Below are 20,154 nucleotides of genomic sequence, written 5' to 3' on the forward strand. Positions count from 1 at the left end.
AAGCTTGTATTCTGATTCAATTCATTCTGACTTCCGAATTCTTAATTTGCTATGATGGTGCGGTTAGCTTAAAGTTTCTGACTCTTGTCTGCCGAAAATTTGCTTTTTAATCAGACTAATTTCTGCTGCTAATTCTTGTCGAGTGGAAGCTTTCAGAAGATAGCGGAAAGTAAACCAAACGGTATAACCAAGTCCGACTATTTCCATAAATGGAGCAACCAGTGGAATATCATTCAAAGCATTCAGTAGTGCTAACAATATTCTAAGAGTAATAACTGTTACTACAAGCAAAACAAAGCTAACCACTGGTAGCTTATATTCTTGAACGAACCTAGCTACTTTTTCGGGCAACTGTTCCAAAAATTCAGAAACTTTTCTGCCAATTTCCTGGAATTGCTCGTCAGATTTAGTAGCAGGTGGTATTATTGCAATTTTTCCGGCTTCTGAAGCTTCTAGTGCTTCGACACGGTTTTGTGAGGCAGGATTGACGTATTGCTGTTGCTGTAAATCAGTTTCCATAGTTCTCTCCTTTTTGTGCAATGAAAATTATCAAGCCACTAATAATATTTCTGCATTTTTAGATGAACTGCTCATCACTCTCTTGGAATAGGTTTTGACTTTCTTAAGAGTGATAGCAGAAGTTTTGAAAGTAAAACAATAAAAGCTAGAAACTTGAGGGCTATTTTAGTTAAATGTAAGGTATGGATAAATAATAATTTAGGAGAAAACCTAGCTATGCAATAATTTCACTTAGTTCAAACCTTACATATCTAGCTAGAAACTGGTCACAAAAATAGTAAAACTTGAAATGGCTTTTTAGTTATTTAACTGTATTTAATTACTACTATCAAGCTCACAAATTTATCGGCACCTACCCCCACCCCAGCGCCTGACTAATTTGCTCTGGTAGTTGCAATGGGCGGAATGGTTTGGCAAAAACAGCAGCAACCTCCAACTCGGTAAAATTTTCTCGATCCGAATTTTGAACTTTAGCTGTAACTAAAATCACGGGGATTGTTTCAGTAGCTGGATTCGCCTTGAGTTGTTGCAATGTGGTACGCCCATCCATATCGGGCATCATCATATCCAATAGGATTGCGTCAGGTTGATATTTAAGAGCTTGGTTTAACGCTTCCTTGCCTGAGCTAGCAGTTACAACGTTCCAACCCGCAGCCATTTCTAACCCTAGCTTGGCGATCGCGCGTACATCTTCTTCATCATCTACGATTAAGATATTTTTGCTCATAATAGTAGCCTCGCCTGATATTTCGTCAATATTTATGATTTGTCTGTAATTTTAAAATGCGATCGGGGAGAACTAGGGGAAAAGATTTTGAAACAAATAACTTGTAACTCCACATGGAATATGTCTTTTGATATATTTTCCTGTTTCGCAGGGAATAAGACTAAAGCAAGAGAAATTTGATTTAATAATTACTTAATTACATTAAAGCGCCCACTAGGTAGCTAGTTCGCACCTAGCTACATAGCAGGACTTCCCCCTAATTGAGTACGCAACTAGGAGACAGTATGATCATGTCAAGTGATCTTGATAACAATCATCTTAAGGACGACAGAGAAGATTTTCAGCCTTTGGATGGTTTGCGCATACTCGTAGTAGATGACGATGTTGATAACTGTGTCTTATTTGCCTTTATTCTTGAAAGCTACGGTGTTCAAGTAATGACATCAGAATCAGCAATTGAAGCTTTGGAAATTTTACAACAATTTGAACCAAATGTTTTGATTTCTGATATTGCAATGCCAGAAGTTGATGGCTGCTCGTTTATTCGTAGAGTCAGAACTCTTAATCCTCCTCTGGGGGAAATTCCAGCTATTGCTATCACGGCGATGTGTACAGAAGAAGATCGCAATTTTGCTCTCAAATCTGGTTTTCAGTCTTATCTGAGTAAGCCCGTAGAACCAACAGATTTAGCCACAGAAATAGTAAAAATTATTACATTGAATTTAATTAACGACTAGTTATTATTAACTTTAAATATAGTAAAAGATTATTGCTGATACTATTTCACAAAAAATCTGATCAAAATACAGACCATGTCCATACGCGATATATATATTGCGTCTGGACAAAATTCATGTGTATCTTATTAACGTGAAATGGTATGGTCGATTACATTTTCATTTAAGATATATAGATTACTGAAGTTTTAATGTAATTATTTTTCATCACATCACTTAGCTAAGAAGATGCTAAAGGCAGGAGGACATAAAAAGTACTACCTTCTCCTAAGGTACTTTCAGCCCAGATTCTACCATTGTGTTGTTGGACAATATTGCGGCAAATCGCCAATCCTAAACCTGTTCCACCTTTTTTACGGGAGTCAGATGCATCTACCTGTTGAAACCGCTCAAAAATCGTTTGTAGTTTATCCTCAGGAATTCCTCGTCCTTGATCGCGCACGGTAATGAGTAGGGAGTTAGACGCACAAGAAGACGCAGACAGAGAATTCCCTTTGTCCTCTATAACTTCTGCACCAATCCAAACTGTGTCGCTTGTTTCAGAAAACTTGATAGCGTTGCTGATTAAGTTTGTCAGAGTTTGCAGCAAGCGATCGCTATCTGCCCAAAGTTCTACATTGAGAGGATTGACAACTAACTGTACTTGTGAATTATCCGCCATTGCCTGCATGGCTTCAGTTGCCTGAACCATTATATCTACGGCATTGCACTTCACTTTGTGCATAACGATTTTGCTAGATTTCATCCGCTCTAAGTCGAGAATATCATTGACTAGACGGATCAGGCGTTCGGTATTGCTGGTAGCAATGCTGAGGACTTTTTGTGCTTGTTCGCTCATTGTTCCCAGCTTTCCGGCACCTAAGATATCCAATGCTCCCATAATTGAGGTTAAAGGTGTACGCAATTCATGACTAACCAAAGAAATAAACTCGTTTTCCAGACGTTTACGTTCGGTGATGTCATTAGCAATCAATAAAGTACACTGCACATTAGCTATATCGATAAATTCTATGGATAGCAGTATAGTTTTTAACTCCCCTGTCTTGGTACAAAATTCTACTTCCTGGTTGTGTAGCGATCCCATTTCCTGGAACTTTTGAATAGTGTAAGCGAGGGTTTGAGAAGCAGATGGCAAGTCTAGTTCTGTAGCAGTATGTCCAATCACCTCCTCTAGAGAATAGCCGCAAAACCTTAAAAAACTGGGATTAACATCAATAAAACGCCCTTCCTCTAGAGTGGCGATCGCGATCGGATTGGGGCTAGAACGAAAGGCTTTGGCAAACCGCTCTTCTGCTAATTGGCGAGAGCGAATTTCCTGTTGCAGTTGCTCATTTTGTGTTTGGAGTTGTTTTTGCAATCTCCGAATCGTTAAGTGATTTTCGATTCTGGCTAAAACTTCCTCTACTTGAAATGGTTTGGTGACATAGTCTACTCCACCAACTGCAAAGCCTTTAACCTTATCCAGCACATCCCCTAAAGCACTAATAAAAATGACGGGGATTTCACGGGTGCGCTCATTTGCTTTCAAGTGTTCGCAGACTTCATAACCATTCATCTCCGGCATATTGATGTCGAGCAAAATTAAATCCGGAGGTGCTGCTGTCGCTCCCCGCAAGCCTGTTGAACCTTTAGTTACACTGCGAACTTTGTACCCTTGTTCCGTCAACATTGCGGATAAGAGGTTTAAATTTTCCGGGGTATCATCAATCACCAAGATATCTGCTCTAGGTGTGCTAACTGACTGACTGGGCATTACAATATCCGTTTGCGTCAGAACTGGCAACTAAATATAGAGATTGTAGCTTGAGTTGATCGCAACTATATTCCTCTACAGAAACTAAAAAATTTTTTCACCATCTCCTCTAGTTCTCCCCGATTGTTTTTTATTCTGCAAAGTATCGACTACCTCCGGTATAAGTCACACCAATTTTTCAGGGAGGGTTATAAACGTGAAGTGCAAAAGCTCTGTTATTGTCTACTTTCTTCGGTGTTGCCCTTGTCAACACAACCTTGATATCAGCGCCAACTTTAAAGCCTGGTATTCAGCCGCACACTAACTTTGGATCTAGAAGTAAAACGATTCCAGTGGCAGCCGAGGGTATGTCAAGTATTAAAAAATCTATTTACGAGCGTTCAGGCAATACCTTGAATCGAGAATCTGCAAATAAAATGCTTGTCCCAGAAGCATTATATCCATCCACACCAATGAAGATCAGAGATTTACAATTTCTGGGAATTCCCCAACGACGCGAACCAGGGTAATACGATTTTGGCTTTTGGATTGGAATGCGATCGCCAGACTCTCTTGTAACTAAATATAAATAAAAATTTAGCTCAAAGATGTAGATTAAGAATCCGGATGCCCAGACGCAATATATCGCGTCTGGGCAATAGTTTTGGCATTAGGTAAAATTATTTTCATACATGAAATTAGCAACGCCAACTTTTCTTTGTTTAGACGTTTCAAATTATACAATCTATAGATAGCAATAAAAGACCCCGATAGTAATCTACCGGGGGAGGAGGTTGTCGCAATTCGCTAAAGGACGGCATGTATTAACTAAATTACTCGTTTTTAATTGAATAAATTGCCAGAATGGCAGATTTTTTTTCGCCGCCTAAATCCCCAACCCATCTCTGATATTTTGCACGATCGCATCTGGCGGCGCAGAAATATCTATATATAAGCTCTCAGCAGGCTCTTCTAGAATATCTAGTTGACTTTTAAGAAGATTTGCGGGCATAAAGTGATTTGTACGCTCTTGCAAACGTTTTTGAATCAACTCAAACGAACCCTTGAGGTAAACTAGTTTGATGCGTTCATCACCAATTAAAAAATACTGGCGATAGCTAGCTTTGAGTGCCGAACACGCTAGTACAACATTTTGATTTTCTTCCAACCATTTTTTGATAGCTGTTTGTATGTCTTGCAGCCAAGGCAAGCGATCGGCATCATCTAGAGGAATACCACGCTGCATTTTTTCGATATTTTCAGGCGAATGGAAATTATCAGCATCGTAAAAATCCCATTGCAAAGTATCCGCTAATAACTTCCCAATGGTGGTTTTCCCAGAACCGGCAACACCCATGACTAGAATTATCATTGCTAATTTGTGCGATCGCAAATTTTTTGGCTTGCTAGGCTTATCCCAACATCACTATTATTTAAGGTGATAGTGAGTATATTGTCTTTGGAAAAACATTACCGAACTCGGAGGGTGGAAGCCCCGCAATTTCATTGCTGGGGAGGAAACCCGAAGGGGATTTTAATCCCCGTCCACCATGTGAGTGCAGTACCAAAATATCGGATAATATTGGTAAGTCGAAATCGGACAAGGCACTGTTTACCCAACAGAAACGGCTTTCCAGTAGATGAGAGACTGGCGTGTAGTCTCGCAAGTGGGTAGAAAACACATTGCTTGCTAGGGGCAATCCAATGTGTTTTCTGGGGCGTGGGGGTGAGTACACCCTCTGGACAATCGTAACCACGCCTAAGAGGTTCGGGGATAGTGTTGCGGAACCTGAACAGGAACCCAACCGCTATTTCTCAGGGCTACTAAAAGCCCCCGAATTCTATTCGTGGGGAATGGTTACTCGTAACAGGGGGCAACCACAGTCATAAAAAATGCGATCGCTGTACTAAGCATTTACGCAATTTGCAACGAGGAGATATCAGCCTACTCTTAGTTATTAACAGTTAACTTGCTGCAACCTTACTCCATTGTAAATATGGTAACTTTGCTGCTGTGGCTCGAATTTGCTCGGCGTGAGCTACCAACTGTCCGCAAGCATCCCAAGTACCGGCAACAAACATATTTTTGGCACCTTCGCCCATAAAAATAGGGGCAGAAAACTCACCACATTGCACCTGCATCGCTTCTAAATTAACTGTCACAGGAGCTTGAGGATTAGCAGCCAAAATTTCTTGCAGTTGTTTAACACTATTTGCATCCGCAGTCACGCAAGGAATGCCCATTGCCACACAGTTACCAAAAAAGATTTCTGCAAAGCTTTCACCGACAAGCGCTTGAATTCCCCACTTAGCGATCGCTTGGGGTGCGTGTTCTCGCGAAGAACCACAGCCAAAGTTACGATTGACAACCAAAATCTTTGCGCCTTGATACTGCACTTGATCGAAGGGATGTTGTCCGCTTAGTGCAGCGCGATCGTCAGCGAAAGCGTGTTCGCCCAAGCCATCAAAAGTGACACAGCGCAAAAAACGAGCAGGAATAATGCGATCGGTATCAATGTCATTGCCAACTAAAGGAATACCGCGCCCGGAAACTGTTTTAACTTCACTTACCATAAGATTTTTTTAGGGACTAGGGACTAGGGGCTAGGGGCTAGGGACTAGGGATTAGGGATTAGGGACTAGGGGCTAGGGACTAGGGATTAGGGATTAGGGACTAGGGGCTAGGGACTAGGGACTAGGGATTAGGGACTAGGGGCTAGGGGCTAGGGACTAGGGATTAGGGATTAGGGACTAGGAATAAAGAGATCCTAATACTCAATACCCAATACCCAATCCCCAATCCCCGATCCCAATCACCTTTACAACAACTCACGCACATCAATCACTTCACCTTTGACTGCTGCCGCCGCAACCATTGCCGGACTCATTAGTAAAGTGCGACCGGAAGCTGAACCTTGTCTTCCTTTAAAATTACGATTAGAGGAAGAAGCACTCAGCTGTCGCCCCTCTAATTTGTCGGGGTTCATAGCCAGACACATCGAGCATCCTGGTTCGCGCCACTCAAATCCTGCGGCAGTAAAGATTTTGTCTAGTCCTTCGGCTTCGGCTTGCTGTTTCACCCGTTCCGAACCAGGTACTACGAAGGCTTTTACTCCTTGAGCAACGTGACGCCCTTTGGCAACTTTGGCAGCTTCGCGCAAATCGCTAATTCGCCCGTTGGTGCAACTGCCAATGAAGCAGACATCAACTTTAGTACCACAGATTGGCTTACCGGGAGCAAGATCCATGTAGCTGTAAGCTTCTTCGGCAATTTGGCGATCGTCTGGAGGTAGTTGTTCGGGAGCAGGTATAAACTGGTTAATACCAATGCCTTGTCCGGGGGTGATGCCCCAAGTAACGGTGGGAGGAATGTCAGCAGCGTCGAAAACTACTACATCATCGTACTCGGCATCGGCATCACTCTTGATGGACTCCCACCAAACAACTGCTCGCTCCCAATCTTCACCTTTGGGGGCAAAGTCTCTGCCTTTGAGGTATTCGTAAGTTACGCGATCGGGATTGATATAACCGCAACGGGCACCGCCTTCAATGGACATATTGCAGACAGTCATCCGCTCTTCCATATTCATTTGCTCAAAGGTTGTGCCTGCATATTCGTAAGCGTATCCCACACCACCTTTGACGCCAAGGGTACGGATGATATGCAGAATGACGTCTTTAGCGTAGACACCGGGTTTGAGAGTGCCGTTGACTTCAATTTTACGGACTTTGAGCTTAGAAAGGGCAAGGGTTTGAGAAGCGAGAACATCCCTGACTTGACTAGTACCAATACCAAAAGCGATCGCTCCAAATGCTCCATGAGTTGAAGTGTGGCTATCTCCACAGGCGATCGTCATCCCCGGTTGGGTAAGTCCTTGTTCTGGCGCAATCACATGGACAATACCCTGACTGCCAGAGCCAATATTGTAGAAAGTAATGCCATTTTCTTGACAGTTGCGCTCTAGCGCCTGCATCATTTCCTCTGCCAGAGTATCAACAAACGGACGCGCTTGATTGGTTGTCGGCACAATATGATCTACTGTGGCGATCGTCCGCTCTGGAAACAGTACCTTTAAGCCTCGTTCTCTTAACATAGCAAAGGCTTGGGGGCTAGTAACTTCATGAATCAGATGCAGCCCAATCAATAGTTGTGTCTGTCCTGAAGGAAGTGTACCAACTGTGTGTAAGTCCCAAACTTTGTCAAAAAGCGTACCTTTGCTCATATTGGAATTCGTTTGTAGCCGTAGCATCTTTAGATAGTATCAAAAAAGTGAATAACCCACCGCCAAGCCTAATGAGCTGTGAAAGGGGTTTCTTTATTACCCCTCCTCCAACAGAAGGGCTAATCTGCGAGAAACTTTGGAATAGGAATATTTATTTTGAATCTCCTTATTTACCACAGTAGACAAAGCTGGTTAAGTATGTCCAATATATTTTTGTCTTCTCATTAATATTTAAAAGATATTAATTTCACATTGTCTCTTTCCCCGGCTCCGCCTTATGTTCATCAGGCGGAGCCTACCAGTTTTCATCACTATGCAGAGTATGTCCTTAAGACAGCAACAGTGCCGAGAATAATATTAGGATTGAGAGATTACGAAACCTTCTATACCATAAAATGACATTTTCTGTAGTTTACTTGACGACAATTTAATAAAAAATCGCCTAGACTAGGAGTATAACTAATAAGCCTCCCATCAAAAATAGGGAGAGCTTGAATATGCGAGGAGGTAAATCCTATGCAAAAAGTCCTGGGATCAACAGAATTAGAATATGCCTTTCTATTTACTTTAAGAAAGGTAAATTCAATCAATCCAGAAGGTTTCAAACCATTTTTTGACAATCTACCTGTTGATCCTTACATTCAAGGTAAATATCGCTATAGAAGATTATCGCGTTTTATAGTTTCTGGAGATGATGTAATTAAACTGCCTCATGGTTATCTCTTTCAAAGTAAAGACTATAATCCATTAGTGGGAGATATCAAAAGAGAGTTTTCAGAATTAGATGATGCACTTATAGAACAGGATATATTTAAACATATGATCCTAGCATTTAGTGATTCTTGTAAACTACATCCAGAGGCAGAAATAGGAGTACATCAAATCAGAACTACTTGTTCGCCAGATAATTTTGGTAATCCAGCACCTGAAGGTATTCATAGAGATGGCACTGATTTTATCGGTATCTTCTCTGTTGATAGAAACAATATTCAAGGCGGAGAAACACATTTATACACTGCTAAAAAAGAGAAGCCTGTATTTAGCAAAATTTTGAATCCAGGTGAACTTCTTCTAATCAACGATCATGAATTCTTCCACTTTACTACTCCAGTGAAGCCAACAGCTGAAGGTGTAGGTACAAGAGATGTTTTTGTACTAACTTCCCCAAGCCTGCTTTCAGATTAAGTAGTGAGTAAAAAGTAGAAAAACTAAATAAAATGTAAAATGCCTCCTGTAAGATCCCCAACTTCTTAAAGAAGTCGGGGATCTGTGTTTTTGGTAAGAAAAAACTAACTGTTGTGTGGGCGGGTTAAATCAAATTTTTCTTCTAACATAACCAATTCACTAGGTAAACTTATTCCTACTTACACCAATTCGCAATTAATAAAGCTAGATCTAGCAAGACTTTCGTGATTTGCATCTGTTGCCTGATTTTGGAGAATTGGTATTAATTAACAGAAAATATTTTACAGTCTACAAGATATGGGGAATTGAATGCCGTCATTTCCCCAGCTTTTTTACCGGGGATTGGAAATAATCTGGCTGAAAGAGGTTTATCTAACTTAATTGCTAAAGTTGCCATATCAATTAATATGGCTGCAATTTTTTCGATTGTGATATCACCTGGAATTGGCACTGTGTCAAGTCCACAACCACAAACTGCAGAATACAATAATAAATTAGTAATATCGAAAGTTTGCTCGTTAGCTCTGACTGCTAAACCAACATCTTCACAAACAGGAAGCATTAAACCAGAGTAACCGCAAATTTTGACTGGTACACTTTTCAAGACACGAGTTAGCATACTAGAAATGAAGAGTGTTCCTGGTTGCCCAAACTTGCCGTCTATGAGCTTTTCATAAGCAAAAGCAATACTTTCCTTTTTATCTAATGGTGATGTCAGGGATGTATCAATACCTTTGTATTTAAGATTAAACTTTTTGGATATTTTCTCAGCAATGTCTTCTATTTGCTTTAATTCTTCTGCTAAAAGCAACTGGAGATTTTTTTCTGCAATTTCAGGATTGCTTTGAGCTTGTGAAAAAGCTTTCATCACTAAGTCACTGCATTCTATGCCAATAGCAAAAGATGTATCACCTTTATGATAAGCAGTAGGGAAAAATGGTGTACCTGACTTACAGTTTACCCAAGCACAAAAACGAAAGTTGCCATAACCATTTTCGCTTTCTTGAGAAATGCGTTTAATTGCTTTTGCTGATTCTCGCGCATTTTCAAAGTTGATGCCTGTTTTGCTGTCGCCAATTTTACTAGAAGCGTAAATAACTGATGTATTTTTGTTTATATCTGGAATAATGGCAATTGTTTGAGGTTGATTAGCATAACCAATATTGAAAAAACTGATATTTAGTTCTTGGCAAATATTTTCTAGAGTTTGAATTTTACTGATAATTTCGTTGGTAGATAAGTCTTGTAGATATTCTTCCCAGGAATTTGTAGCTATCCTCGTTGTTTGAACTTCATATCCAAATTTTTCAAACACATATTTTGCTTGCTGATTAAATTCAACAGCTTGTTTAATTGTGTCTATCTCTTGAGGAGATTGCAGTAATATGCCTGTGGTAATAGTTCGTATTTTCATATGTAAAGGTATCCGATAAGTCAGTTATTTTTTGCTATAATATCTGTTGCATAATGTTGCATAATATATAGTGCTAATTTCACATCTCATAAATCTATACTGACATATCTTTTTAGAAAGTTTATCTTCATAATAAGCACTTCTACACATCACCAAATCTCACTCGGCTTATCGTAGAATAGAGCTTTACACAGAGTATTCTTTTTTGTTAAATTTTGAGTTTTGCCAAGCCTAAGTAGCGAACACCAATTGGCGAAACTTCAAACCGACAGGGTAACACTTCTAAACCCAGAGCTAAAGCTTCTCCCAACAACTTACCATATACAGGATCGGCGCGATCGCCTGGAGCAAACTCATCACAATCACCCCGATTGATAAAGTAAAGCATTACTGCACGATATTGAGGTAACAGTGCCATCAATTCTCGCAGGTGTTTTTGCCCTCGTGTGGTTTCCGTATCGGGAAAGAGCGACAATTTGCCTTGTGCCCAAGTAGTATTTTTAATTTCTAAATAAATCGGTCGATTCTTATCAATTAATAACAAATTGCTATCTTTTGTTGCTGATTCTTGAGGCAAAATATTACTATCTGAGACAAGTTGTAGCTGATTTAACTTTTGATTTTCTGGTGGAGTTGAAGAGAGAAAAAAATCTACTCGACTTTTTTTATCTTGTCCGTAAACAACTTCACCACGAATTTGACTGTATTCACCCAATTCTGGGAAAAGATTCTTTTCCAAAGCTAACTTAATGATTCGATTGGGTAAAGCAGTATTGACACCAACCCAAGTTGGTTCGTTATCATACACTTGAATCATTTCCCAGGTGTATGCTAATTTGCGGTTTGGGCTGTCACTTTTGGAAAGCTGCACTGCATTACCAGGAATGCAAACTCCTGTCATGGGGCCAGTGTTTGGACAGTGTGCTGTTACTATCTCTCCAGATGCAAGTTCAACATCAGCAAAAAAGCGTTTGTAGCGTCTTAATAGAATACCAGAATATAAGGGTGGATAGCGGTAAAGATAGTCAGTAGTCATTTGTCATTGGTCATTAGTCATTTGTTAGTGGTTAGTAGTTAGTGGATAGTAGGAGCGGGTTTATTTGGATATCTTCGTCATTCTAGAGAGATTGCCTTTAAAACCTGCCCGTACAGTAGTTAGTAGTTAGAGACACGATTTATCGCGTCTGTACAATTGTCTATTACTCTCCTTGTCCTCACTCTCCCTCTGCCTCCCTGCTCCTGGTGCTCTTCTGCTTTTTTTGGCAATTCAATCATGTTTTGTCGAAAATAGGAAATAGGTTTGAGACGGAGTGAATATATAAAAATTATGGATAAGTAACTAAAATAGGCTATCGCAATATATCTTAAACATCAACTAGCTGAGTTAAATAAGCGCTATGAATGATGATTTTTACAAGCGGGGATTAGAAAAAGCTAGACAAAAAGACTATGCTGGAGCAATTGAGGAATTTAACCATGCCATACAGCTAAATCCTTATTTTGGTGAAGCTTATTTGCAAAGGGGTTTAGCATACTATGATTTAGGAAATATTCTCCACGCTGTTTCTGATTATACGGAAGCCCTCAAGCTCAATCCCGAAAGTATAGAGGCTTATTACTGTCGTGCTTTAGCACGAGTAGCGCTGAAAAATTTCCCAGGGGCGCTAAAAGACGTAAATCAAGCTATTTTTTTGAACTCTAATTATGCTTCGGCTTATAATTTACGGGCAATAATACACCGCAAACAGGGGTATATCCACGATGCGATCGCTAACTTTAAAAAAGCTGCAGAATTATATCTACAGCAAAAAGATAAAGAAAACTGCCGCCTTTGTTTGGAAAAGATTAAGGAACTACAACCAAAAGAAAAACCTGTTCTGGTACGGCAGATAAGTTCTCAAGTTCCACCAATTCAATCACCACAGGTATATTTCACCCAGTTATTGGAGAAGGCAGAAAAGGGAGACATTCGCCAAGCATTAGAAGATTTAAACTGGGCGTTGCAAGTCGATCCGCAGGATGCCCAAGCTTATTGCTGTCGCGGAGTTGTGCGTTGCAAACAAGAAAATTATCGAGAGGCGATCGCTGACTTTAACCAAGCACTGCTGTTGAATTTCCAAGATCCAATTGTTTACCGCAATCGAGGTAGAGCACGTTTTCATTTAGGGGATCACCAAGGAGCGATCGCTGATTTTAACCGAGCACTCCAAATCCAACCTCAGGATGCGCTACTTTATAACGCGAGAGGAAATACCTATCGAGCAATGGGGCATTATTTGGCAGCTATCCAAGATTATACCCAAGCATTGCAACTTAATCCCGATGATGCCCAAACTTACTACAATCGCGGTATTGCCTACGCTCACTTAGAAGAAATGCAAGATGCTATTGCAGATTATCAACGAGCAGCAAGTATTTTTTGCGAAAAAGAAGATTGGGGAAATTACCAACAGGTGCTAGATAGCCTGAAAAAAATTCAGTCTCCTAGTTTGGAACTCAAACAGGCAAGGCAGAATATACTGCGACAACGCCTGTTGAGGTTGGTAGGGGGATATTGGGAAATTGCTCAACGACTGATTGAGCAGGCAAAAAGATACTATCCTGGTATGTCTGAAGAATGGTATATGGAAAAAGTGATTGATGATTTAGAAAGCGATCGGGGTAGGTAAAGACATTCCTTATTTTTCACTCGAAAGCACCTACCTCAACAATTGATCAAGAAATTTGGGAAAACTTAGAACCTTGGCAATTTTCTGGGCAATATCTAGATAATAAAGTTGAGCGATCGCACGGAAGCTATAGGGAATATCGTAGCGTATGTTTTATTCAAGCTCGTATAAGAAAATTTTACGCTAAATTCCTATTTCGGGTAAAACAAAGTGTAAACTAAGCATTTCTTCATCCGAAATTGCACAACCTCACTCACTTGTCGGAAAAATCCGATTCAAGTGCAATGAAACATCTTCAAACCCAGGAATAGCCACTGATTGATGAGGGAGAGAAATTTGTTTGCTTAGATAGTTAAACTCACCTTGAGCATTTTGATACGGCTGACTGTAACACTCTAATTGGCGAGAATTTAAATTCACAATCCAATAATTATAAATTCCAGCTTCTGCGTACAATTCTAGTTTTGTTGTTTGATCGTAGGTGAATGTAGAATCAGAAATTTCAACAACAAGCAAAATATCTTGGGGGTAGGGATGATGAGCAAGATAGTCAGCCTCATTCCCTTGTGCAATCACTACATCTGGTTCAGGCTCACTATTTAACGAGATAATGATAGGCTCTTGACAACGCACAACTGCCCTATCGCCTAGCAATCGATCCAATTGACGGCAAAGACGGGTAGTGCAGAATGTGTGAGCCGTTCCCTTTGGAGTCATCTGAATCAGTTCTCCTCGAATCAATTCAATGCGATCGCCCTCCGTCAAAAATCCAAGTTCTATCAGCCGATGATATTCGTCAATTGTGAATCGCTTAGGGGTGACAACATTCATGAGACACCTTTTACTTGTAAGCTAGCAGAGATTATCTTGACTTTACACTCAACGCCTCAAACTGCTGCCAACAAAGATACAACGCCCGCGGCACGTGAAAGCAGCCTTTCCATTTACCACCTTTGAGATTTAACAATACTTCCCCACGGCGATTGAGGTAGCCAAACCACTCACCGTATTCTGGATCGGCAAAGTGCTGCCAAGCATAATCGTGGATCTTTTTATACCATTCCCAACACGCTTCACGCCCCGTCAGGTGATAGCCCATTGCTAATGCAACTAAAGATTCTAAGTGTACCCACCACAACTTTTGATCCCATTCCAGTTGCTGTGGGGGATGTCCGTCTGCATCCATAAAATAATATAATCCGCCGTATTCACTATCCCAAGCAAAATTGAGAATATTTAGTACTACATCAACGGCTTGGTTAATTGTTTTGGTATCATTTTTACGATGGGCAATGTCCATAATAAACCACATCGCTTCGATGCCATGCCCAGGATTTATTAGCCGCCCATCAAAACAATCAATGTGAGAACCATCGGGAGCAACGTTTTCGTACATCAATCCCCGTTGTGGATCGAGAAAATCGCTCATTACTTCCTGCACTGTCGCAGCTAAAACTTGCTCAAGAGTTTCACTCGGCAGCAGCCATTCCATTTCTAAAGTCAAATTGGCTAAAATCATCGGCACTGCCAAGGATTTCATCGGGCGCGTACCGGGATAAGTTTTGTTATATTTGCCCTTGGGGTTGTCCTTGCGGCGCAAAACGTTGTTGTAAGCTTGCATTGCCACATCCTTTGCCCACTCTTCACCAGAAGCGAGGGCGTACTGGCTAAATGCCATTGCTGCAAAGCAATCAGAAAAGATATTGTAAGGTTGAACCAATGGCTTACCTTCACGGGTGAGAGCAAAGTACCAGTTACCATCAGCATCTCTGCCATGTTGCGCAAGAAAATTAGCACCGTTGCTCGCAATTTTCAGCCAATTTTCACGCTTTTCTAACTGGTTGCAAAGCATGGAAAAAGTCCACACCTGGCGATTTTGCAACCAGATAAATTTGTCGGTGTCATAAACTTTACCCTGGCGATCGAGACAGGTGAAATAGCCGCCTTGCTGCCAGTCGAGCGAGTGTTTTTCCCAAAAGATTAGTACATCGTTGAGGAGCGCATTTTTATAAAGTTCAGCGAGTTCTTTAAAGTTGTGCTCCATAAATTTATTCCCCTTTGTGCCAAAAACAACAGCCGACACTTGCAACAAGTTGCTCAAGCTGCCCTGTTCTCGTCAATTATCGCTTTGCAGTGACTAGACTACAAGTGTTTTAGTTCGGATCTGTTGTGCGATCGCTCACCTGGGAAGAGGGTTGGGGTGACAGGGGATAGGTGACAGGGAACAGAAAAGATAAGTTTTATGGTTACCTCACTTGTTCGCTCGATGACTGAGAATTTTGTATATTCATCACACTTCCTATGTTTGGCTGATTTTGTCCCCACTCAATTAATTGCGTGAGGAAAGAAATGGGAACTTTAGCTCTAGTGGCAGCTTCTTGTCTGGTTTTGCCTCGGCGCAACAAAATGATAGCATCTTGAGTTTTTCTCCATGTTCTAGTGTAGGGCTTGATTTTACCTTCACGCCTTGCTACCACTAATCCACGTACAACGGCATTAGCATCACTAATTGACTGTTGTGAGTACGTAACTTCTTGGATTGGAGATGATTTCGTCGCAACTGAGGTGTCTTCTGATGGTTTAACTCTATAAGCAAGTAAGCTAGGGGCGATGGTTGGTTGATTATCGCCCCACTCAATTAATTGCGTGAGCAAAGGCATCGGAACTTTAGCTCTAGTGGCAGCTTCCTGTCTGGTTTTACCTCGACGTAACAAAGCGATCGCATCTTGAGTTTTTCTCCAGGTTCTAGTGTAGGGTTTGATTTGACCTTGACGCCTTGCTACCACTAATCCACGAACTACAGCATTAGCATCACTAATTGATTGTTGTGAGTAGTTAATTTCTCGGTTTTGAGATGATTTTGCGGTAGTTGAAGTACGTTTTGGTTGCACCCTTGCAGTAGGTATTCTGGGGGTAGTGTAAGCCTGTCTAGGTGGAATAGTGCTACTACGTGTAGTTGGTATAACAGGAGGAAGTGAAGTTTTTTGAGGAACTGTAGTCGCACTAGATACGGGTGTTCTAGCAACAGTGCTGAAATCCTGGCTGGGTGTGCTTGGCACTACAGCAGGAGATGAGGGCTGGTTGGGAACAGTAACTCTACTAGATATGGGTGTTCTGGCAACAGTACTGAAATCCTGGCTGGGTGTGCTTGGCACTACAGCAGGAGATGAGGGCTGGTTGGGAATTACAGTTCTATTAGGCACAGTCGCCCTACCAATATTACTGGAAGGTACGCGCGGGATAATTTGACTGTTGGGTGTGGTTGGCATTCTGGGAAGAATGGAAGTCTGGTTAGGAACTGCCCCACCAGGCGCGATCGCTCTACCAGTAGTATTGGGAGATATACCTGGAATATTCTGGCTACCGGGAGCGATCGCAGGCATATCAGGAAAATCCAAGTCAACTGGTGGCTCTATCGGATATCCACTTGGTATGTTTACGGTGTCAGGAATAGCTCCAAATTTGCTAGGTGTTGTTTCAGTATTGGGTGTAATTCTAGTACTAGGAGTAGTTGCAGTATTACCAGTATCAGCAACAGTATCACCACTACTACTCTTGCGAACTCGATTGCAAGCTATTAAAAAGCTAGATACTGAAATAAGTACCAGATAAAATAGCACGATTTTTGTTCTTTTCACTTTTCCCTCACCAATGGTGGCACCTACTTGAGAGATCCATTTCAACATTGCAGGATAGTTGTTCATGCTACTGCTTTCCGTTTAAGGCATTTCCTCCAGCAATTTGGAAGTGTCACTCTCTCATTACTTGACCTTGCTTTAGAAATACGGTCTAGAAATTAACCCAAGTATCTGAGGGAAATATCTTTACACTTTAGAGAAAGAAGCTATATTGATTCTCTTGGATGTCAGTATTTCCTGCCACTGGAGGAAGGTGTTAGAACTCAGTTTTTCCAATTTTACCAATTTCGCGCTTTAAGATCGCACAAAACTTGAGGAAGATACACACAGAAATCCTTTTTCCAGAACATCTTGTGGAGTCAAAGTTGCATTAGCCTGAATCAGCCGTGCTACTATACCTGTCCATCCTGTTTGATGGCTAGCACCTATTCCTGCACCATTGTCACCATGAAAGTACTCATAAAATAGTATTAAATCTTTCCAGTGTGGATCGGTTTGGAATTTCTCGGTACTCCCATAAACAGCACGACAACTTTGCTCGTTACGGAGAAAGATTTTGGTTAAGCGATGACTAATTTCGTTGGCAACTTCCCACAAAGTCATTTGATTGCCAGATCCAGTTGGACATTCAACCTTGAACTCATCACCATAGTAGGAATACATCTTCCTCAAGGATTGAATCAGCAACGCATTTACTGGCATCCAGATCGGCCCACGCCAGTTAGAATTACCACCAAATAGCCCTGTTGACGATTCTGCGGGTTCATAATCAACACGGTAAACATTGCTACCCACTGAGAAGATGTAAGGATGATCTTTGTGATAGCGAGAGAGGGCGCGGATACCGTAATCACTCAAAAACTCCGATTCATCGAGCATCTTTTCTAAGATGCGGCGTAATTTATCTTGATTCACAGGGGACAGCAAACGCCTACCCTTAACCCCAGGTTGAGCCGGATTGCTGATATTCTGCAAGTATGGGGCAAACTTCTGGGTGAAATAAGTAACTCGTTTTCTAAAAATAGGCAATTCCTCTAGCACATCTGTGTCGAAAACAGCAGATGCAAATAGCGGTATCAGCCCTACCATCGATCGCACTTTGAGCCGCCGAGAAGAGCCGTTGGGAAATCGCAGCACATCATAGAAAAAGCCGTTTTCCTCATCCCACAATTCATCTTCATTCTCACCAATGCGATCCATCGCTGCGGCAATGTACATGAAGTGTTCGTAGAATTTGCAGGCGAGTTCTTCGTAAGCAGGATTTAACAGCGCTAACTCCAGGGCGATCGCTAACATATCCAAACAGAACATCGCCATCCAACTAGTACCATCTGCCTGTTCGAGCGTTCCACCAGTCGGTAAGGGCGCACTGCGATCAAAAACACCGATATTATCTAAGCCTAAAAAGCCGCCTTCAAATACATTATTACCACACGCATCTTTACGATTCACCCACCAGGTAAAATTCATCAGCAGTTTGTGGAACATACTTTCGAGAAACAGGCGATCGCCAACTCCACCCCGCATAGCTTTGTCTATCAGGTAAACTTGCCAAGTCGCCGTGCAATGAACAGGGGGATTGACATCGCTAAAGTTCCACTCGTAGGCGGGAATTTGCCCATTGGGGTGGAGGTAGACTTGATTAGTCATCAGTCTGAGCTGTTCTTTGGCAAAGTCTATATCCACGACTGCCAAAACACCGCAGTGAAATACTAAATCCCAAGCAGCAAACCAAGGATACTCCCACTTGTCTGGCATCGAGAGGATATCGGCACTTTCAAGATGAAACCACTCTCTGTTTCGAGTTGGTTGGCGCTGTTGGCAATCTGGTGGCAAGATTTCATCTTTGAGCCAATCATAGACTGGATAATAATAAAACTGTTTTGTCCATAACATCCCAGCAAACGCCTGTCGCATAACATTGCGCTCATCCTCTGAAACATTCACAGGAATAATGGCGTTGTAAAACTCATCTGCTTCCAAGGAACGAGTTTGCAGCCCTGTCTCAAACTTATCACCAAAGGAAGCAGCATCTAACAAGCGATTGCTCAGACATAGCTGAATCTCCTCTACTCCATTGGCAGGAATTTCTAGTACATAATGGGCTGCGGCTTTTGTCCCGAATTTCTCAGGGTTGATCGCCTCGTGCTTGCCATGGACAATGTAATCGTTAATTGCGTCTTTGACGTAGGGAGATTTATTAGGCAGGTTAAATATCCGTTCCCGATTGGTTTCATTCTCAGTAAACAAAAATGGAACAGCGCGATCGCAATACAACAAATACCGCTCACCAAGTTCGGGATGAGATGCAGCTATAGTTTGATCGTTGAGTTGTTTGATAAAAGGCTTGGGTGATGGTTCGGCAAACCAAGACCAGGTGTTGCGAAACCACAAGGTTGGTAAAATATGGAGCGATGCGGTTTCTGCACCCCGATTCCAAACACTGATTTTAATGAGAATCTCTTCTGGGGATGCTTTGGCATATTCTACAAAAATATCAAAGTAGCGATCGCCGTCAAATACTCCTGTATCAAGTAGTTCGTATTCTAATTCCAGCCGATTTCGCCGCCGATTCGTATTTACTAAATCTGCATAGGGATAAGCTAGTTGGGGATACTTGTACAGGTACTTCATGTAGGAATGGGTAGGCGTACTATCAAGATAAAAGTAATACTCCTTGACATCTTCACCATGATTTCCTTCACTGTTAGTCAGTCCAAATAATCGTTCTTTTAAGATGGGATCAACACCATTCCACAGAGCTAGTGCAAAACACAGTTGTTGGCGATCGTCACAAATACCTGCCAACCCATCTTCACCCCAACGGTATGCACGAGAACGAGATTGATCGTGGCTAAAATAATCCCAAGCATTTCCCGCTTGACTGTAATCTTCGCGCACAGTTCCCCATTGCCGTTCGCTAAGATAAGGCCCCCATTTTCTCCAAGGTATATTTTGTTCACGAGCCTCTTGTAGTCTGAGCTTTTCTACATTGCGCTTTGCAGCTTCCATTGTAGATTTTATTCTCCTTTTATTGTCATCATAAACCTAAGATTGCTAAATCTGTACAAAGATAGATGATAGCTAACACTTTTAAAAGTATTGTTTGCACAGATAGTATATGTGTTTCATCAAGGTGTTCTAATTTCTGAACAGTTTTCAAAAGACGAAACATTTAAAGAGCGATCACAATCAATTCAGCCATTGCTTTTCTCCTAAATTTCAGGTGCAATTTAACAGTTAGCAAAAACTAATTGATTTTACTCTTGCTTTGCTAAACTTGGCATACATACGAACTTGCAAAAAAATA

16 protein-coding genes are annotated in these 20,154 nt (G+C 41.4%); 4 read left to right on the top strand and 12 right to left on the bottom strand.

The features are described 5' to 3' along the window. Positions 1–63: 63 nt before the first annotated feature. Both UYC_RS0102135 and UYC_RS0102140 read right to left on the bottom strand, forming a co-directional pair. Positions 64–519: a CAAD domain-containing protein gene (locus UYC_RS0102135; RefSeq protein ID WP_016872989.1), complete on the bottom strand. Its 456-nt coding sequence runs from the start codon at positions 517–519 to the stop codon at positions 64–66. 352 nt (positions 520–871) lie between these two features. Then, positions 872–1,246 (bottom strand): response regulator, encoded by a 375-nt coding sequence (locus tag UYC_RS0102140; RefSeq protein ID WP_016872990.1) that lies wholly within the window; start codon positions 1,244–1,246, stop codon positions 872–874. Positions 1,247–1,536: 290 nt separating this feature from the next. On the opposite strand from UYC_RS0102140, the gene UYC_RS0102145 reads away from it, so the two are divergent. Next, a complete protein-coding gene (locus tag UYC_RS0102145; protein WP_016872991.1) occupies positions 1,537–1,983 on the top strand; it encodes a response regulator in 447 nt (148 codons plus the stop codon). A 220-nt stretch (positions 1,984–2,203) separates the two neighbouring features. Here UYC_RS0102145 and UYC_RS0102150 read toward each other — a convergent pair whose 3' ends face one another. Further along, positions 2,204–3,736 (bottom strand): hybrid sensor histidine kinase/response regulator, encoded by a 1,533-nt coding sequence (locus UYC_RS0102150; RefSeq protein ID WP_016872992.1) that lies wholly within the window; start codon positions 3,734–3,736, stop codon positions 2,204–2,206. A gap of 218 nt (positions 3,737–3,954) precedes the next feature. Between UYC_RS0102150 and UYC_RS0102155 the strand changes: the two genes are divergently transcribed. Next, on the top strand, positions 3,955–4,245 hold the full coding sequence (locus UYC_RS0102155) for a hypothetical protein (protein ID WP_016872993.1): 291 nt from the start codon (positions 3,955–3,957) through the stop codon (positions 4,243–4,245). Between the two features lie 356 nt (positions 4,246–4,601). Here the strand turns inward: UYC_RS0102155 and UYC_RS0102160 are convergent, their stop codons facing one another. The 3 genes from UYC_RS0102160 to leuC all read right to left on the bottom strand — a co-directional run bounded on the left by UYC_RS0102160 (position 4,602) and on the right by leuC (position 7,938). After that, complete coding sequence (locus UYC_RS0102160; protein ID WP_026087330.1) at positions 4,602–5,087, bottom strand: gluconokinase; 486 nt, start codon at positions 5,085–5,087, stop codon at positions 4,602–4,604. 593 nt (positions 5,088–5,680) lie between these two features. Continuing rightward, positions 5,681–6,289: a 3-isopropylmalate dehydratase small subunit gene (leuD, locus tag UYC_RS0102165; protein WP_016872995.1), complete on the bottom strand. Its 609-nt coding sequence runs from the start codon at positions 6,287–6,289 to the stop codon at positions 5,681–5,683. Between the two features lie 245 nt (positions 6,290–6,534). After that, positions 6,535–7,938 (bottom strand): 3-isopropylmalate dehydratase large subunit, encoded by a 1,404-nt coding sequence (gene leuC / locus UYC_RS0102170; protein ID WP_016872996.1) that lies wholly within the window; start codon positions 7,936–7,938, stop codon positions 6,535–6,537. Between the two features lie 516 nt (positions 7,939–8,454). Between leuC and UYC_RS0102175 the strand changes: the two genes are divergently transcribed. Further along, positions 8,455–9,123 (top strand): 2OG-Fe dioxygenase family protein, encoded by a 669-nt coding sequence (locus tag UYC_RS0102175; protein ID WP_016872997.1) that lies wholly within the window; start codon positions 8,455–8,457, stop codon positions 9,121–9,123. 262 nt (positions 9,124–9,385) lie between these two features. On the opposite strand, the gene UYC_RS0102180 is transcribed toward UYC_RS0102175, so the two are convergent. Both UYC_RS0102180 and sfsA read right to left on the bottom strand, forming a co-directional pair. Beyond that, the gene (locus UYC_RS0102180; RefSeq protein ID WP_016872998.1) at positions 9,386–10,537 is read right to left on the bottom strand and encodes a DUF711 family protein; all 1,152 of its coding nucleotides are present in this window, start codon (positions 10,535–10,537) and stop codon (positions 9,386–9,388) included. 208 nt (positions 10,538–10,745) lie between these two features. Further along, positions 10,746–11,573, bottom strand: a complete 828-nt coding sequence (sfsA, locus tag UYC_RS0102185; protein WP_016872999.1) for a DNA/RNA nuclease SfsA — start codon at positions 11,571–11,573, stop codon at positions 10,746–10,748. Between the two features lie 361 nt (positions 11,574–11,934). Between sfsA and UYC_RS0102190 the strand changes: the two genes are divergently transcribed. Continuing rightward, complete coding sequence (locus UYC_RS0102190; RefSeq protein ID WP_016873000.1) at positions 11,935–13,206, top strand: tetratricopeptide repeat protein; 1,272 nt, start codon at positions 11,935–11,937, stop codon at positions 13,204–13,206. 249 nt (positions 13,207–13,455) lie between these two features. Here UYC_RS0102190 and UYC_RS0102195 read toward each other — a convergent pair whose 3' ends face one another. The 4 genes from UYC_RS0102195 to UYC_RS0102210 all read right to left on the bottom strand — a co-directional run bounded on the left by UYC_RS0102195 (position 13,456) and on the right by UYC_RS0102210 (position 19,856). Further along, positions 13,456–14,037: a Uma2 family endonuclease gene (locus UYC_RS0102195; protein WP_016873001.1), complete on the bottom strand. Its 582-nt coding sequence runs from the start codon at positions 14,035–14,037 to the stop codon at positions 13,456–13,458. A gap of 31 nt (positions 14,038–14,068) precedes the next feature. Next, the gene (locus UYC_RS0102200; protein WP_016873002.1) at positions 14,069–15,250 is read right to left on the bottom strand and encodes a n-acyl-d-glucosamine 2-epimerase; all 1,182 of its coding nucleotides are present in this window, start codon (positions 15,248–15,250) and stop codon (positions 14,069–14,071) included. Positions 15,251–15,452: 202 nt separating this feature from the next. Then, complete coding sequence (locus UYC_RS0102205; RefSeq protein ID WP_016873003.1) at positions 15,453–16,910, bottom strand: hypothetical protein; 1,458 nt, start codon at positions 16,908–16,910, stop codon at positions 15,453–15,455. Between the two features lie 228 nt (positions 16,911–17,138). Continuing rightward, entirely contained in the window at positions 17,139–19,856 is a 2,718-nt protein-coding gene (locus UYC_RS0102210) for an MGH1-like glycoside hydrolase domain-containing protein (protein ID WP_016873004.1), read from the bottom strand. Positions 19,857–20,154: the final 298 nt, after the last annotated feature.

It is taken from the genome of Chlorogloeopsis fritschii PCC 6912, assembly GCF_000317285.1.
Taxonomy (GTDB): domain Bacteria; phylum Cyanobacteriota; class Cyanobacteriia; order Cyanobacteriales; family Nostocaceae; genus Chlorogloeopsis; species Chlorogloeopsis fritschii.

Coding starts and splice junctions, on each gene's coding strand:
- UYC_RS0102135 (WP_016872989.1), bottom strand. CDS start 519: ATGGAAACTGATTTACAGCAACAGCAATACGTCAATCCTGCCTCACAA.
- UYC_RS0102140 (WP_016872990.1), bottom strand. CDS start 1,246: ATGAGCAAAAATATCTTAATCGTAGATGATGAAGAAGATGTACGCGCG.
- UYC_RS0102145 (WP_016872991.1), top strand. CDS start 1,537: ATGTCAAGTGATCTTGATAACAATCATCTTAAGGACGACAGAGAAGAT.
- UYC_RS0102150 (WP_016872992.1), bottom strand. CDS start 3,736: ATGCCCAGTCAGTCAGTTAGCACACCTAGAGCAGATATCTTGGTGATT.
- UYC_RS0102160 (WP_026087330.1), bottom strand. CDS start 5,087: ATGATAATTCTAGTCATGGGTGTTGCCGGTTCTGGGAAAACCACCATT.
- leuD (WP_016872995.1), bottom strand. CDS start 6,289: ATGGTAAGTGAAGTTAAAACAGTTTCCGGGCGCGGTATTCCTTTAGTT.
- leuC (WP_016872996.1), bottom strand. CDS start 7,938: ATGAGCAAAGGTACGCTTTTTGACAAAGTTTGGGACTTACACACAGTT.
- UYC_RS0102175 (WP_016872997.1), top strand. CDS start 8,455: ATGCAAAAAGTCCTGGGATCAACAGAATTAGAATATGCCTTTCTATTT.
- UYC_RS0102180 (WP_016872998.1), bottom strand. CDS start 10,537: ATGAAAATACGAACTATTACCACAGGCATATTACTGCAATCTCCTCAA.
- sfsA (WP_016872999.1), bottom strand. CDS start 11,573: ATGACTACTGACTATCTTTACCGCTATCCACCCTTATATTCTGGTATT.
- UYC_RS0102190 (WP_016873000.1), top strand. CDS start 11,935: ATGAATGATGATTTTTACAAGCGGGGATTAGAAAAAGCTAGACAAAAA.
- UYC_RS0102195 (WP_016873001.1), bottom strand. CDS start 14,037: ATGAATGTTGTCACCCCTAAGCGATTCACAATTGACGAATATCATCGG.
- UYC_RS0102200 (WP_016873002.1), bottom strand. CDS start 15,250: ATGGAGCACAACTTTAAAGAACTCGCTGAACTTTATAAAAATGCGCTC.
- UYC_RS0102205 (WP_016873003.1), bottom strand. CDS start 16,910: ATGAACAACTATCCTGCAATGTTGAAATGGATCTCTCAAGTAGGTGCC.
- UYC_RS0102210 (WP_016873004.1), bottom strand. CDS start 19,856: ATGGAAGCTGCAAAGCGCAATGTAGAAAAGCTCAGACTACAAGAGGCT.